We start from the raw sequence: 14,403 nt of genomic DNA, 5'->3' as shown, positions 1-14,403 counted from the left end.
CAGGAAGCCTGCGCGCCGCGTCATTCCGCCCCGCGTGCCCGAGCGTGAGCCGGTCCGCGCCCGCCGCGAAATTCCCCGTGCCGATCCGGTGTTCGCGTCTGCGCTGCCGGCTTATGTTCCGCCGGCGCCGGTCGCTGCACCCGTAGTTTCCGGTGGCGGCAGCGCAGCGCCGGTCGTGATCGGCGGCGGCGGTTCGAGCGGGGGCTTCGGCGGTGGTTTCTTCGGCGGCTTCTTCGGTGGCGGCGGCGGTTCTAGCGGCGGCAACGTCGTCATCAGTTCCACCTCCACCGGCGGTTCGACGTCGACCTCTTCCGGTGGGTCCAGCTCCAGTTCCAGTGGCGGCTCGACTTCCTCGTCCAGTTCGACGGGGGGGCTGACTTCCACGACCACGACCGGTGGCCTCACTTCGACGACGACCACGGGCGGAATCACCTCCACCACATCGACTTCGGGTGACGTTTCCACCAGCACGTCCAGTTCGGGCAACGTCACGTCGAGCACCAGCACGTCGTCGTCCACGTCGTCTTCGACATCCTCGTCGACGTCTTCGTCCACATCGACGTCCAGTTCGACGTCGTCGTCCACTTCGTCCAGCACCAGTTCGTCTACATCGGGCGGGTCTGGCGGTAAGCCACCACCGCCTCCGCACGATGTCCCCGCGCCGCCCATGCTGATCCTGTTCGGAGCCGCCGCCGCTGCCGTTATCGGCCGCCAGCGGTTCGCGAACAAAAGATCCGCCTGAGGGCGCGGGCCGGGCGAGAGCCGCCGCAAGGCGGCCAGCCTGGAGAAAGGGGTGAGCGTCGGGGGGCGCTCACCCCTTTTTCGTGTGTGGTTTTCGGGGGCGGATCCGTCCTCCTGCCTGTCATCCTCGTGCAGGCGGGATCCCGCTTATCTGGTCCGATGTGCGTAGAAGTAAGCGGGGCCCCCGCCTTCGCGGGGGCGACGGTGAGAGGTGTTGGGGGCGAGGCGTGGGCGCGAGCTTTGGGTTTGCGGAGTTTGAAAAACCGGCCATCCTGAAAGAAAAAACCCCGCCCCGCACGAGGCGGGACGGGGCTTCCTTCTTGAGCCGGTAAGGCTGGCCGGGTTTAGGCGGCCAGCTTGCGCAGCACGTACTGCAGGATGCCGCCGTTGTTGAAGTATTCCACTTCGTTGGCGGTATCGATGCGGCACAGCGCGGTGAAGGTGAAGGTCGAGCCGTCCGGACGGGTCACTTCCACTTCCACGTCCTGGCGCGGCTTGAGGCTGGCAACGCCCTTGATCGTGAAGGCGTCGTCGCCGGTCAGGCCCAGGGTCTGGCGGGTGTCGCCGTCCTTGAACTGCAGCGGCAGCACGCCCATGCCGACCAGATTCGAACGGTGAATACGCTCGAAGCTCTCGACGATCACGGCGCGGACGCCGAGCAGGTTGGTGCCCTTCGCCGCCCAGTCGCGCGACGAACCGGTGCCGTACTCCTTGCCGGCCACGACCACCATGGGCGTGCCCTCAGCCTTGTACTTCTGCGCCACGTCGTAGACCGGCAGAACCTCTTCACCGAAGCGGCTCATGCCGCCTTCGATGCCGGGGACCATTTCGTTGCGGATGCGGATGTTGGCGAAAGTGCCGCGCATCATGACTTCGTGGTGACCACGGCGCGAACCGTAGGAGTTGAAGTCCGCCTTGGCGACCTGGTGCTCCATCAGCCACTGGCCCGCCGGGCTGTCGGCCTTGATCGAGCCGGCCGGCGAGATGTGGTCGGTGGTGATCGAATCGCCGAGGATCAGCAGCGGCTTCGCCTCGATGATGTCGTTCACCGGCGCCGGGGTCATTTCGAGACCTTCGAAGTACGGCGGGTTGGCGACATAGGTCGAACCGGCGCGCCACGAGTAGGTTTCCGAACCGACGACGTTGATCGCCTGCCAGTGCTTGTCGCCCTTGTAGACGTCGGCATAGCGGGCCTGGAACATCGGGCGGTCCATGCAGGTTGCCATGGTTTCCGAAACTTCCAGGTTGGTCGGCCAGATGTCCTTCAGGAACACGTCGTTGCCGTCCTTGCTGACGCCGATCGGGGTGGTGGTGAAGTCTTCCACCACGGTGCCCTTCAGAGCGTAGGCAACAACCAGCGGCGGCGAGGCCAGGAAGTTCGCGCGCACGTCCGGCGAGACGCGGCCTTCGAAGTTGCGGTTGCCCGAGATCACGGCGCTGGCGACCAGGCCGTTCTCGTTGATCGCCTTCGAGATCGGTTCGGCGAGCGGGCCCGAGTTGCCGATGCAGGTGGTGCAGCCGTAACCGACCAGGTTGAAGCCGATGTTGTCGAGGTGCGACTGCAGGCCGGCCTTGTTCAGGTAGTCGGTGACGACCTGCGAACCGGGCGCGAGCGAGGTCTTGACCCAGGGCTTGGGCTTCAGGCCCAGCTCGTCGGCCTTCTTGGCGACGAGGCCGGCGGCGACCAGCACGCTCGGGTTCGAGGTGTTGGTGCAGCTGGTGATGGCGGCGATCATGACGTCGCCGTCACCGATGTCGAAGTCCTTGCCTTCGACGGGGACGCGCTGGGCCGACTTCTTGTAGGTCTCGGCCATGTCCTTGTTGAACACGTCGTCGACGTCGGGAAGGGCAACCCAGTCCTGCGGACGCTTCGGGCCGGCCAGCGAGGGCACGACGGTCGAAATGTCGAGTTCGAGGGTGGACGAGAAGATCGGATCGGCAGCGCCGGCTTCCATCCAGAAGCCCTGTTCCTTGGCGTAGGCTTCGACGAGGGCGATCTGCTCTTCCTCGCGGCCGGTGAGGCGCAGGTAGTCGAGCGTCTTGTCGTCGATGCCGAAGAAGCCGCAGGTGGCGCCGTATTCGGGGGCCATGTTGGCCAGCGTCGCACGATCGGCCAGCGACAGCGAGGCAAGGCCGGGGCCGAAGTATTCGACGAAGCGGCCGACGACGCCGTGCTTGCGCAGCATCGAGGTGCAGGTCAGCACGAGGTCGGTGGCGGTGACGCCTTCCTTCAGCTCGCCCGTGAACTTGAAGCCGACGACTTCGGGGATCAGCATGGAGACCGGCTGGCCGAGCATCGCGGCTTCCGCCTCGATGCCGCCGACGCCCCAGCCCAGCACGCCCAGGCCGTTGACCATGGTGGTGTGGCTGTCGGTGCCGACGCAAGTGTCGGGATAGGCAACCGTTTCACCGTTCTGGTCTTCGCTGGTCCACACCGACTTGGCGATGTTTTCCAGGTTCACCTGGTGGCAGATGCCGGTGCCCGGGGGAACCGCGTAGAAGTTGGCAAGCGACTTGGAGCCCCACTTGAGGAAGTCGTAGCGCTCCATGTTGCGCTGATATTCGATCTCCACGTTCTCTTCGAACGCCTTGGGGTGACCGAATTCGTCGACCATGACCGAGTGGTCGATGACGAGGTTGACGGGGACCAGCGGGTTGATCTTGCTGGTGTCGCCGCCGAGCTTGGCGATCGCGTCGCGCATCGCGGCAAGGTCGACCACGCAGGGCACGCCGGTGAAGTCCTGAAGCAGAACGCGCGCCGGGCGGTACTGGATTTCCTCACCGGTGGTGGGGTTCTTCTGCCAGTCGACCACCGCCTGGACGTGATCGGTCGAGACGGTGAAGCCGCCGTCTTCGAAGCGCAGCAGGTTTTCCAGCAGCACCTTCATCGAGAAAGGCAGGCGGCTGATGTCGCCAAGCTTCTCGGAAGCTTTCTTGAGCGAGTAGTAGGCGACCTGCTTGCCGCCGACGGTCATGGTGCTGCGGGTACCGAGCGTATCCTGTCCGACCTGGGTCATTTGGGTATTATCCCCTTCTGTATGGAGCCTGCCGCCAATAGCACGGCCCCCTTACGGAACCGAACTGGCCAGGTCCCGAAAAGGATCGCCGTGCTGCATCGCGACAAAGCGGAGTCTGCGGCCCCGCCGATGCGCGTTCCGGACCATAAGGTCAAGGGGGGCTGGGTACTGACCTACGATGCTTGAGTTGCGTTTCTTGCACCGATCCAGCAGCCGACAACGATCAGCAATGTGCCTGCAACAGTGGCGATGCCCAGCCGCTCTCCGAACATCAGCCAGCCCAGCAGCGCGGCCCAAAGGAAGCCGGTATATTCGATCGGCAGCAGCACTTGCGTCTCGGCACGGGCGTAACCCCATGAAAGGAACAGCAATGCGGATGTGGCCAAGGCGGCGCCGGCCACGATGAAGCCCAGGCTGCGGGGATCGGGAACGACCGTCAGCCACGGCGAAAAAACCAGGAAAATCAAGGTTACGCCAAGGTTCTGGAACATCGCCACTTCCACCGGCTTGGCCAGCAGGGCCTGCTTGCGCTGGAGCACGAGGTTCACCGCATAGAACAGGGAGGAGAGCAGGACCGCCACGGTGCCGGTCAAGGCTTGGTCCGAATACGCCCCCCCGCCCAGCTTTCCGGCCAGGATCACCACCACGCCGACCACGCCGAGCAGCGAGGCGATTACCGCCTGCGGCCGGATCGTTTCGCCCAGAAGCAGCGCCGCAAAGTAGAGCGCGATGATCGGCGAGACGAAGGAAAGGGCAATTCCCTCGGCCATAGGAATTCGTGCAAGGCCATAGAAAAAGAGTGCAGCCATCGCCGAAGTGATCGCTGCGCGCTGCATGTGCACTGCCAGCGCCGCGCGCGTCGGCTTGGGACGGCCGGCCGCCAGCCAGAGCGGGAAGGTCATCAAGGTGCCGAAAAGATTGCGCAGCAGCAGCGCCGTATAGACGCCCACAGCCAGCGAAGCGCCCTTGATCGTGGCGTCCATCATGCTGAAGGTGGCGATGCCGGCCACCACGGCCAGTACCGGCATCGTTTGCGAACGAGGGGAGGGCGCGGGCGCATGCATGACAGTTCGCCTGTCGTCGCCTGCAATCGGCGAAGCAAGCAATTCATCGCAGGGTCAGGCGAAATCCTTGAACAAGGCACTATATGGGGGCAAAGCGGATTTATCCGGCAGCCGGCTTTCTGCGGCTGCGTTACTCCTTGCACGATGACAGGCAGGTTCAGGACAAGATGGCGAGTTTGATGCGGTTCGGTTGCAGCGTGCTGGCGGTTGTCGCGGCAACGGGGCTGGTGGCGCAGCCGGTAGTGGCCCAGAAGACGGACACTACCAAGACGGACACCTCGGCCAGCGCGGCCAAGGCGAAGAAGACGCTTTCCACGCCGACCTCGATCCTGCCCGCCGCGCAGGCCACCTCGCAGCCGGCCGCGACCACGCAGCCCAAGGTGACGACGCAGCCCAAGGTGACGGCGCCCAAGGCCACCCCGTCTTCGACGCCGACCTCGGTCCCGACTTCGACACCGACGGGCACGCCGGCCAAGACGCCGACGGCAACGAGCAGCGGTACGCCTCCGGTCATTCCGCTTCCCGCGGCGGGCCACGATGCCCTGCTGGCGGAGCCGGTCATGTCGTGGTCGCTGGCGGACGCCAAGGCGCTGCTCCAGACCATCGGCTATATCGGCAAGGAAGGCCTGATCCCGGCCGACTATCAGCCCGCCGCGCTGAAGGCCGCGATCGCCAAGGGCGAGGGCGACGAACTCGACACCCTGGCCAGCCGCGTGTTCGGTTGGCTGATCGAGGATCTTCGCGACGGCCGCACGCCGATGACGGCGCGCGTGCAGTGGTTCGCGGTCGATCCCGATCAGGACGTGATGCCCACCGCGCAGATCATGGCGCAGGCGCTTTCGGACCATGACGTGGCCGGCGTCGTCGACAAGCTGGCGCCGACGAACCCGGACTATGCCGCGTTGAAGGCCGCGTACAACGCCACGCCGGTGACCGACAAGGCGAAGCGCGCGCTGATCCAGGCCAACATGGACCGCTGGCGCTGGCTCGCCCGCGATCTGGGCGACGTCTATTTGATGACCAACGTGCCGGAATTCCAGCTTCGCCTGGTGGTGAAGAACCGGATCATCCGCAGCTACAAGACCGTAGTCGGCAAGCCCGGCCGCACCGCGACGCCGCAGCTGGCCGAAACGGTGACGGCGGTTGTGTTCAACCCCACCTGGACGGTGCCGCAGTCGATCGTGAAGGGCGAAGGCCTTGGCGCGAAAGTGCTGAACAATCCGGGCTGGGCGAAGTCGGCCGGCTACAAGGCGACCAAGAGCGCGGATGGCGTGATCACTGTCGTCCAGCAGCCGGGGCCGAGCAATTCGCTGGGCCTGATGAAGATCGACATGCCCAACCCGCACGCGATCTACCTGCACGACACCCCGTCGAAGCAGTACTTCAACGCCGATGTGCGCGCGTTCAGCCATGGCTGCATCCGCACCGAGCGCGCGGTGGAACTGGGCATGACGATGGCGATCCTGGGCGCGCAGAAGACCGCGACCGAGGCGGCCGACATCTCGCGTTCGGGCCAGTACACCAAGGTGGAAATGACGCGGACCTTCCCGGTCTACATCGCCTACTTCACCTTCGCGCGTTCGATCGACGGACAGCTGATGGCGTTCAACGACATCTATGGCCGCGACAAGCCGGTGCTCGATGCCTTCGCCGCGCCGCGTCAGCTGAAGACCACCCAGCGCGCGAGCGAGGAAGAAGTCATCAAGCTGGACAACCCGCTGTAACCTTCGAAAATCCGCCGCAGGCGGATTTTGACGGCACCGGCCCACTCCCCCACCCGACCTCCCATCCAGGATACACTGTTGTGGCAGGTCGGGAGGGGGAGTGGGCCGGTGCCGTCGGTTCATCACGGCTACGATGAGCGCGTTCGCCCCACTCAACGCGCGGGCGATTGGCGGAACTCCGGCCTTGCCTAGCCCGGCACGGGTGGCCACCTAGGCGGACGTAATCTGCCGAGGAACCCGATCATGAGCGAGAACACCGACCGCATCGGCGAGGCGACCGCCCGGATCGTCGAACTCGAAGCCGAGCTGGAAGCATCGGGCACCACCACCCGCGCCGAAGCCGAACTGGCCCGCGCCAAGGCGCTGTTGCACGAATGGGTGGACAGCGTGGTGGCTGTGGTGGCGACGCCGGGCGTGGGCCGCGCCGTGCTGATCCACGATAATGGCAGCGAATCGCGCATCGCTTCTCCCGATCTGCCGTTCCGTCTGGCGGTGCCGGTTTCCTTCGACCGCGGGGAGAGCTAAGCCGTCGCTCGCCTCTAATGGGAGTGCGGCGATGGTCTGGGATTTGCGGCGTGCATTGCTGCGCAAGGAAGAGTTCGAATCGGGGCGCCTCACCGATTTCGAATTTCGCGAGACCGTTCGCACCCTGAAGCTGCTGGCCCGCGCGTTCGAGGCGGATGAGACGCCGGTTCTCGATGCCCTGATCGAGCATGGTTTCGAAGCCGCGCTCCACGGCTTCCCCGAAATGCTGGGCGAAGAGACGCGCGAAGCGGCCTCCCTGCGCCTGCGCAAGGAAGCGCGCCGGATGCTGATTAGCGAGCGCGGGGATCCGACGCCTTATCGGCTTGGATAGGGCACTGGCGTCATTGCGAATATTCCGTGCTGTGGAGCGTTTGGACAGATGATAACCATCTTCCATGGGACTAATCACAAATCGGCTGCTCTTGGCGTCAGGCGTGATCGCCCTTAGCGGGATACCCATGACAGCGCAGGCGGACGAATGTCTGAAGGGGCTTCGGCCTGCTCTGATTGCGGGTGATTTCTCCGGCTCGGTCGATTGCCTTCATGACAGCCTATCTGTCCGGAAAATCGGCACTCTGGGCGTGCGGGAGCGCGAGTTCACCGTCTACGACTATCGCTACAAACTTGCCCCCGTGTGCGATGACTGTTCCATCCACGGCGGGCAACGGGTCCTGATTTTCGATCGTGGTCGTTACCTGGGGCAGTACAAACCTTACAAGGTGCGCATAACGGTAGAGCAGGGGCGCCTTTGGCTTTGGCCGATCGATGAGCGGGAAGCTCCGCAAGCACCTGTGAAAGTCGTTCCGTCGTCGTCTGGCTTCCCGAACGAAATCCTCGTGGATGGCGAAGTGCTCAGCTTCTTCCGGTAAGATATCCGGGCATCAGCCCTGCCGCCGAAGTTTCACCAGCACCTGATCGAGACTTGAGAGAAACCGCGAACGGTCCTGCTTGCTGAACGGCGGCGGCCCGCCGATGACGTCGCCACCGGCGCGCAAGTCGGCCATGATCGCGCGAGTGGCGATGGCGCCGCCGATCGAGGCCGTGGTGAAAGGCTTGCCGTTCGGGGCGACGACTTCGGCGCCCAATTTCAGGCAGCGATCCGCCAGCAGGATATCGGCGGTGATGACCACGGTGCCGGGCGCGGTATTCTCGACGATCCAGTCGTCGGCGGCATCGAAGGCGTCGCCGACCAGCTTGCGCGAGATCAGCGGGTCCTGCGGCACGCGGATCGGGCTGTTGCTGACGACCACCACCGGCACCTTGTAGCGCGCGGCGACGCGGTAGGTTTCGTCCTTCACGGGGCAGGCGTCTGCGTCGATCAAAATGCGGATCATGCCGCTCCATAACGTCAAGGCAGGGACTTGGCGAACCGCATTGCGGTTTCCTGTTGCCGAACCATGGCCTTGCAGGACATCATGCGCCGCGAACGGGAGTTATGCCGATGCCCCCTGTCATTACCGCTTTCGCTCAATCGCCCGATCGCGGCCGGGGGCTGGCGCGGGACATGCCGGTCCGCTGGGCGCTGGAGGAAGTGGGCCAGCCTTACGAGGTTGAGCTGGTCTCGTTCGCGGAGATGAAGCAGCCCGTCTACCGGACGCTTCAGCCCTTTGGCCAGATTCCCACGTACCGGGAGGGCGAACTGGCCCTGTTCGAATCCGGCGCCATCGTTCTCTACATCGCGCAGGGCCACGCGGGCCTGCTGCCGAACGATGCCGATGGCCGGGCGCGGGCGGTGATGTGGATGTTCGCGGCACTGAGCACGATCGAGCCGCCGATCATGGACCGATCGATGGCCTTGATCCTGGAGCGGCAGGAAATTTGGCACGAGCAGCGCTTGCGGCTGCTGGAGGATCGTATCCGCACCCGGCTGGCGGACCTGTCTGCGCGGCTGGGCGATGCCGAATGGCTGGACGGGGCGTTCAGCGCTGGGGACCTGATGATGATTCAGGTGCTGCGCCGGCTGGCGGGATCGGAATTGCTGGAGGGGGACCGCAACCTGCTGGCCTATGTGGCACGCGGTGAGGCGCGCCCGGCGTTCCAGCGAGCCTTTGCCGCCCAGTTGGCCGTGTTCAACGACAGCGCGGGGAACTAGCGCGTAAGCTCATACATGGCACCATCGATGTTTGAGGCAAAATGGTTCGGCGCCCGGAAGGAAGGCGCCGGAATATGTCGATATTTCAAGACTTCCTGCCGCGGCGATGGTGCCGTTTATGAGTTTACGCCCTAGCGCAGGAACGCAACGAAGCGCCCGCTGAGCCGGCCGGCGACGGCACCATCGCGCGACAATTCGGAATGTACTTCGATCCGGGCGCGCTTCATCCGGGCCAGGGTCTTCGTGAAGGTGCTCCATGTGGCGGGATCGGGCAGGAAGCCGCGCGCGGTGAAGGGGCCCTCTATCGGCAGATCGTAATCCATGTGGTTGGACTGGATCACCACTTCGCTGCCCAATCCTTCATCCGCCAGCCGGGTATGGACCACGGCCCATGCCGCCAGGATCGCGACGGCCGAAGCGCTGCCGCCGAACACGGTGTGCTTGTGGTTGATGTTCGGTTCCAGCGGCGCGGCAAGGACCACGGCGCCCGGTTCGGCGGACATGACCGAAACTTGCATGGCCGCCGACAGCGGAATCTGCCGATGGAGATAGGCTTCCAGTTCGCGTTCCCGATTCATCGACGGTCCTCTGCGAAAGGTTCAGTGCTGGCGGATCACCGCCAGGAATTCCTCGCCATAGGCTTCCAGCTTGCGGGCGCCGACGCCGCCGATCTCGCCCATTTCGGCCAGCGAGGCGGGGCGGGCATTGGCCATCTCGCGCAAGGTGGCGTCGTGGAAGATGACGTAGGGCGGCACCCCGGCCTGCTGCGCCAGATCGCGGCGCAGCGCGCGCAGAGCCTCGAATAGCGGATGGCCGACAGGGTTGGCGCCACTGTCGCTTGATCCGCCCCGGCGCTTCTTCTCACGCTTGGGCGGCACGACGATGGCGACGGCCGCTTCGCCTTTCAGGATCGCGCGTGCATCACCGCCCAGCGACAGGCCGCCATGTTCGGTGGGCAGCAGGCTGCCCCGCGCCTGCAGCGCGCGGGCGAGCGATTTCAGCAGCGGCTTTTCATCCTCGGTCAGGATGCCGAAGACCGAAAGCTGATCGTGCCCGCGTTGCAGCACGCGGTCGTCGCTGATCCCGCAGAGCACCTTTTCGAGATGGCCCAGGCCATAGCTCTGCCCGGTCCGGTACACGGCCGAGAGCAGCTTGCGCGCCAGTTCGGTCACGTCGACCACGCCTGCCGGTTCAAGGCAGTTGTCGCAATTGCCGCAGGTCTGCGCGGGCGTCTCGCCGAAATGGCGCAGCAGCACCGCGCGGCGGCATTCGGCGGTTTCGACCAGCGCGGCCAGCGAATCCAGCCGCTGGCGCTCGCTCTGCTGGCGGCTGGGATCGACTTCGGACAGGCGCTGGCGGGCGCGGGCGAAGTCGTCCGCCCCCCAGAACATCACCGCGACCGAGGGGTCGCCGTCACGCCCGGCGCGGCCGGTTTCCTGATAATAGGCCTCGATCGACTTGGGGATGCCGGCATGGGCAACGAAGCGCACGTCGGGCTTGTCGATGCCCATGCCGAAGGCGACCGTGGCCACCATCACCATGTCTTCGGAGGCGACGAAGGCGGCCTGATTGCGCGCGCGCACTTCGGGATCGAGCCCGGCGTGATAGGGCAGCACGCGGCGGCCGGTGGCGGAGGCAAGGGTTTCGGCCAGTTGCTCGACACGGGCGCGGGTGGGGGCGTAGACGATGCCGGGGCCGGGGTTCTCGTCCATCACCGCCTTCAACTGCCGCATCGCGGTTTCGCGCGGGCGGATGGCGTAGCGGATGTTCGGCCGGTCGAACCCGGCGACGATCAGCCCTTCGTCCGGAATGCCGAGCTGGGCGAGGATGTCGGACCGGGTGTGATGGTCCGCCGTCGCCGTCAGCGCCAGGCGCGGGACGGTGGGGAAGGCATCGAGGAGCGGCTTCAGCAGCCGGTAGTCCGGCCGGAAATCGTGCCCCCATTCGGAAACGCAATGCGCCTCGTCGATGGCGAAAAGGGCGACGCGCGACTGTTCCAGCAGTTCGCGGAAATAGGGTTGGCTGGCGCGTTCGGGCGCGATGTAGAGCAAGTCCAGCTCGCCCGCGCGGAAGCGGTCCATCGTCTGGCCGCGATCGGCATCGGCGCTGGTCAGCGTGGCAGCGCGGATGCCGTTGGCCGTGGCCGAGCGAAGCTGGTCGTGCATCAGCGCGATCAGCGGCGAGACGACCACGCAAGTCCCTTCCAGCATGACGGCGGGAAGCTGGTAGGTGAGCGACTTACCGGCGCCGGTGGGCATCACCGCCAGAGTCGAGCGGCCCTCCAGCACGCGGGTGACGACATCCTCCTGCACGCCGCGAAACGCGGAAAAGCCGAAAGTGGCATGAAGCGCTTCGAGGGCATTTGGCAGAAGATCGGCAGCAGGCACGGCCGGGCTTATGGCAGAGGCAGGGGGTGGCTGAAAACCGCTTGGCCGATGATTTCCTCCGATTCCGCCCGTTCCGCTTGCGGTTTTGCCGGCGCGGTAGTCGAGTTCACGGCAGAAACAGCAAGTTGCAGGCCTAGGAGAGGTAAGCATGACCCAGCGCGTGGCGGTGGTGACGGGGGCGAGTTCGGGGATCGGGCTGGAAACGGCGCGCGCGCTGGCGGCGCAGGGTTTTCGGGTGATCGGCGTGGGCCGCGATGCCGCGCGGTGCGACGCGGCGCAGGCCGAACTGGGCACGGGCGTGGAGATGCTGCGCGGCGATCTTTCTCTGCTGGCGGAAGCGGACCGGCTGGCGGAAGAAATCGGCGGCAAAGTGGATCGCATCGATGTGCTGGTGAACAATGCCGGCGGCATGGCGCGCGAGAAGACGATGACCACCGAAGGGTTCGAGGCGAACTATGTCGCCAACTTCCTGGCGCCCTTTGCCCTTACGGCGCGGCTGCTGCCGCTGCTGCGCAACGCGGCGGCGGACGCGCCCGAGGGGAGCGTGCGCATCGTCAACACCGCGTCCGATGGTAGCGAGATGATCCCCGGCATCGATCTTGGCGACCTGCAGAACCTGGGCAACTGGAGCCCGGGTGCCGCCTATTGCAGCGGCAAGCTGGCCAATGTGCTGCATGCCCGCGCGCTGGCGCCGCGACTGGCGGCGGACGGAATCGTCGCCCACTCGGTCCATCCCGGCACCGTGGGCAGCAACTTCTTTACGCACACGCCGGACAGCGTGCAGGCCGCTTATGGCGATGCGCCGAAGCTGACCACGGAGCAGGGCGCCGATACGGTGATCTGGCTGGCGAGCGCGGCGGAGCCGGGGCAGTCCAGCGGCGGCTACTGGTATGAGCGCGCACCGCGCAAGCCCAACCCGCTGGTGGAGGATCCCGCCTTCGTCGAATCGTTCTGGACGGCGGCGGAGGCGCTGGCCGGGCGGCCGGGCGCCTGACGGAAAAGGAAGAGGCCGCGTCCGGGGATGTTCCGGACGCGGCCTCGATCATGCAGCGGCTTTGATCAGCCCTCGTTGAAATCGATCTTGGCGAGGCGCGGCTTGACGATCGGCACCGTCAGCATGGTGCTCATCACCGCCATCAGCAGCAGCGCGGTGAAAGTCTCCGCCGTGATGATCTTCTTGTCGAGCAGCACGTTGACGAAGATGATCATGATCAGCGCCTTGGTCTGAAGCATCCAGCCGATCACCGAGGCTTCGCCCTTCTTCCAGCGCAGCAGCTTCCCGGCGAGGTGCACGCCGGCCAGCTTGCCGACCACCGAAGCGACCAGGAACAGCAACGCCGCGCCGATCACGGCGATACCGCCCCCATTCAAGCTACCGGCGCCCCAATTGGTGCGCAGGCCGGTGCTGAGGAAGAACACCGGCATCACCGTCAGCAGCAGGAATTCGCGGAATCCGTCCAGCTTTTCGCGCGTGAACCAGTGCGCGTCGAGCACCACGCCGGCCAGGAACGCGCCGACCATGAAGTGCAGGCCCGACCAGTCCGCCGCGAAGCCCACGGCCGCCAACCAGATCAGCGAGACGTACCAGCGGTCCATCTCGTTGATGCGCTTGAACAGCGCTCGGATGACGAAGGAGGCGATCGCGAAGCCGACCAGGAATATGCCCTGCCGGCTGACCCGCTCCCAATCGACCAGGATCAGCGCCAGCACACCCCAGATCGCCACGTCGTCCAGGCTGGCATAGCGCAGCAGGCGCTGGCCGAAGGGCGTGCGGAAGATCTCCAGCTTTTCCATCAACAGCACCAGGATCGGCAATGCGGTCACCGCGCAGGCCATGCCGACGCCCAATACCGCCTGCGGATAGCTGCCGTTCGGTCCGATCCAGCCCGGCGAGCGGAGCAGGACGGCTGCCGCCGCCGCGCCGAACAGCAGCGGGGTCAGCAGCGCGCAGGCGGCGGTCAGGCTGGTTTCGCCACGCCGCTTCCACGCGTTCGAAAGGTCCAGTTCCACACCGGCGACGAACACGAACATCATCACCGCCCACCAGGCCACGCCGTTCAGCGCGGTCATGACCTGCGGATTGAAGACGAAGGCGTGAAAATCGGGTGCAGCGCGCCCCAGCACGCCGGGCCCGAGCAGGATGCCGCCGATGATCTGCACCACCACCAGCGGGGCCCAGTGCTCGGTGCGCAGCAGGCGCCAGACCAGATAGGGCGCCGCGAGAATCACCGTCAGCGCGATCAGATAGATTTCAGTCAGGCCCATTGCGCCCGTCTTCCCCCATGGTTCTTTGGGCGAATGCATGACGTGGCGGCGATGCTTTCGCAATGGGGGTACAAGGCTCCGCCCGCCGGACTTGTGGAAGCCTTTTCAAGATCATGCGCCGATGCCTGCGAAATTCCGTTGATCGCAGATGTTTAGGCTTTGCGCATTTTTACACAGAACGGACTTAGCGGCGCGTCTGCACTCATCCGGGTACTTGAAGTCGGGCGGCGGATACAAACGATTTTAGGTCCGCACTACCTATGGGAGAGCCTGTTATGGGACGGTACTTGCACGATGCGCCTGCCAGCCTTGAAGCCACGCTGGGCGCCAGCCCGAACGAATGCCGCGCGGCGATGCTGAGCGAGTTGGAATTCGTCGATACCGCGCGCGTCCTCAAGATGCTGGCGCGCGAGATGGGGCATGACGAAGGCGTCGTGGTCGATCGGTTGGCGCGGCATGGGCTGGACGCGGCGCTCGACCTGCTGTCGGGAACAGAGGGCCCCGCCGTCAGCGAAGCCTATCTGCGCCATCGCGCCTGTTGGCTGGGCGGCCGGCCAGCACGCGTCAAGGCGCACTGACCGGCACGCG

14 protein-coding genes are annotated in these 14,403 nt (G+C 65.5%); 7 read left to right on the top strand and 7 right to left on the bottom strand.

All coding sequences use genetic code 11. From position 1 onward, the window contains the following. Nucleotides 1-111: 111 nt before the first annotated feature. The 3 genes from WBP07_RS14635 to WBP07_RS14625 form a co-directional block, all read right to left on the bottom strand. Nucleotides 112-597, bottom strand: a complete 486-nt coding sequence (locus WBP07_RS14635) for a hypothetical protein (protein ID WP_395392143.1) — start codon at nt 595-597, stop codon at nt 112-114. Nucleotides 598-1,085: 488 nt separating this feature from the next. Beyond that, complete coding sequence (gene acnA, locus WBP07_RS14630) at nt 1,086-3,758, bottom strand: aconitate hydratase AcnA (protein WP_395392141.1); 2,673 nt, start codon at nt 3,756-3,758, stop codon at nt 1,086-1,088. Nucleotides 3,759-3,931: 173 nt separating this feature from the next. Next, entirely contained in the window at nt 3,932-4,786 is an 855-nt protein-coding gene (locus tag WBP07_RS14625) for a DMT family transporter (protein ID WP_395392139.1), read from the bottom strand. A 203-nt stretch (nt 4,787-4,989) separates the two neighbouring features. Between WBP07_RS14625 and WBP07_RS14620 the strand changes: the two genes are divergently transcribed. The 4 genes from WBP07_RS14620 to WBP07_RS14605 all read left to right on the top strand — a co-directional run bounded on the left by WBP07_RS14620 (nt 4,990) and on the right by WBP07_RS14605 (nt 7,940). Further along, nucleotides 4,990-6,546 (top strand): L,D-transpeptidase family protein, encoded by a 1,557-nt coding sequence (locus tag WBP07_RS14620; RefSeq protein ID WP_395392137.1) that lies wholly within the window; start codon nt 4,990-4,992, stop codon nt 6,544-6,546. Between the two features lie 243 nt (nt 6,547-6,789). Beyond that, the gene (locus WBP07_RS14615; protein WP_395392136.1) at nt 6,790-7,071 is read left to right on the top strand and encodes a hypothetical protein; all 282 of its coding nucleotides are present in this window, start codon (nt 6,790-6,792) and stop codon (nt 7,069-7,071) included. A gap of 31 nt (nt 7,072-7,102) precedes the next feature. Then, nucleotides 7,103-7,402 carry a hypothetical protein gene (locus WBP07_RS14610; RefSeq protein ID WP_395392134.1) on the top strand — a complete coding sequence of 100 codons (300 nt, stop codon included), beginning with the start codon at nt 7,103-7,105 and terminating at the stop codon, nt 7,400-7,402. 127 nt (nt 7,403-7,529) lie between these two features. Then, nucleotides 7,530-7,940, top strand: a complete 411-nt coding sequence (locus tag WBP07_RS14605) for a hypothetical protein (protein ID WP_395392133.1) — start codon at nt 7,530-7,532, stop codon at nt 7,938-7,940. Nucleotides 7,941-7,952: 12 nt separating this feature from the next. On the opposite strand, the gene WBP07_RS14600 is transcribed toward WBP07_RS14605, so the two are convergent. Further along, entirely contained in the window at nt 7,953-8,405 is a 453-nt protein-coding gene (locus WBP07_RS14600) for a YaiI/YqxD family protein (RefSeq protein WP_395392131.1), read from the bottom strand. 107 nt (nt 8,406-8,512) lie between these two features. On the opposite strand from WBP07_RS14600, the gene WBP07_RS14595 reads away from it, so the two are divergent. Next, nucleotides 8,513-9,163 (top strand): glutathione S-transferase family protein, encoded by a 651-nt coding sequence (locus tag WBP07_RS14595; protein ID WP_395392129.1) that lies wholly within the window; start codon nt 8,513-8,515, stop codon nt 9,161-9,163. Nucleotides 9,164-9,294: 131 nt separating this feature from the next. On the opposite strand, the gene WBP07_RS14590 is transcribed toward WBP07_RS14595, so the two are convergent. Beyond that, a complete protein-coding gene (locus WBP07_RS14590; RefSeq protein WP_395392128.1) occupies nt 9,295-9,741 on the bottom strand; it encodes a YiiD C-terminal domain-containing protein in 447 nt (148 codons plus the stop codon). Nucleotides 9,742-9,762: 21 nt separating this feature from the next. Next, nucleotides 9,763-11,550: a DNA helicase RecQ gene (gene recQ, locus WBP07_RS14585; RefSeq protein WP_395392126.1), complete on the bottom strand. Its 1,788-nt coding sequence runs from the start codon at nt 11,548-11,550 to the stop codon at nt 9,763-9,765. A gap of 148 nt (nt 11,551-11,698) precedes the next feature. Between recQ and WBP07_RS14580 the strand changes: the two genes are divergently transcribed. Beyond that, nucleotides 11,699-12,544: an SDR family NAD(P)-dependent oxidoreductase gene (locus WBP07_RS14580; RefSeq protein ID WP_395392124.1), complete on the top strand. Its 846-nt coding sequence runs from the start codon at nt 11,699-11,701 to the stop codon at nt 12,542-12,544. 65 nt (nt 12,545-12,609) lie between these two features. Here the strand turns inward: WBP07_RS14580 and WBP07_RS14575 are convergent, their stop codons facing one another. Continuing rightward, entirely contained in the window at nt 12,610-13,815 is a 1,206-nt protein-coding gene (locus WBP07_RS14575) for a cation:proton antiporter (protein WP_395392122.1), read from the bottom strand. Nucleotides 13,816-14,090: 275 nt separating this feature from the next. Here WBP07_RS14575 and WBP07_RS14570 point away from each other — a divergent pair, with 275 nt between their 5' ends. Continuing rightward, complete coding sequence (locus WBP07_RS14570; RefSeq protein WP_395392120.1) at nt 14,091-14,393, top strand: hypothetical protein; 303 nt, start codon at nt 14,091-14,093, stop codon at nt 14,391-14,393. Nucleotides 14,394-14,403: the final 10 nt, after the last annotated feature.

Source organism: Novosphingobium oxfordense (genome assembly GCF_044029435.1).
Taxonomy (GTDB): domain Bacteria; phylum Pseudomonadota; class Alphaproteobacteria; order Sphingomonadales; family Sphingomonadaceae; genus Novosphingobium.
Note: the sequence above shows the minus strand (reverse complement) of the source record. Positions and strands in the feature narration are given on the sequence as shown.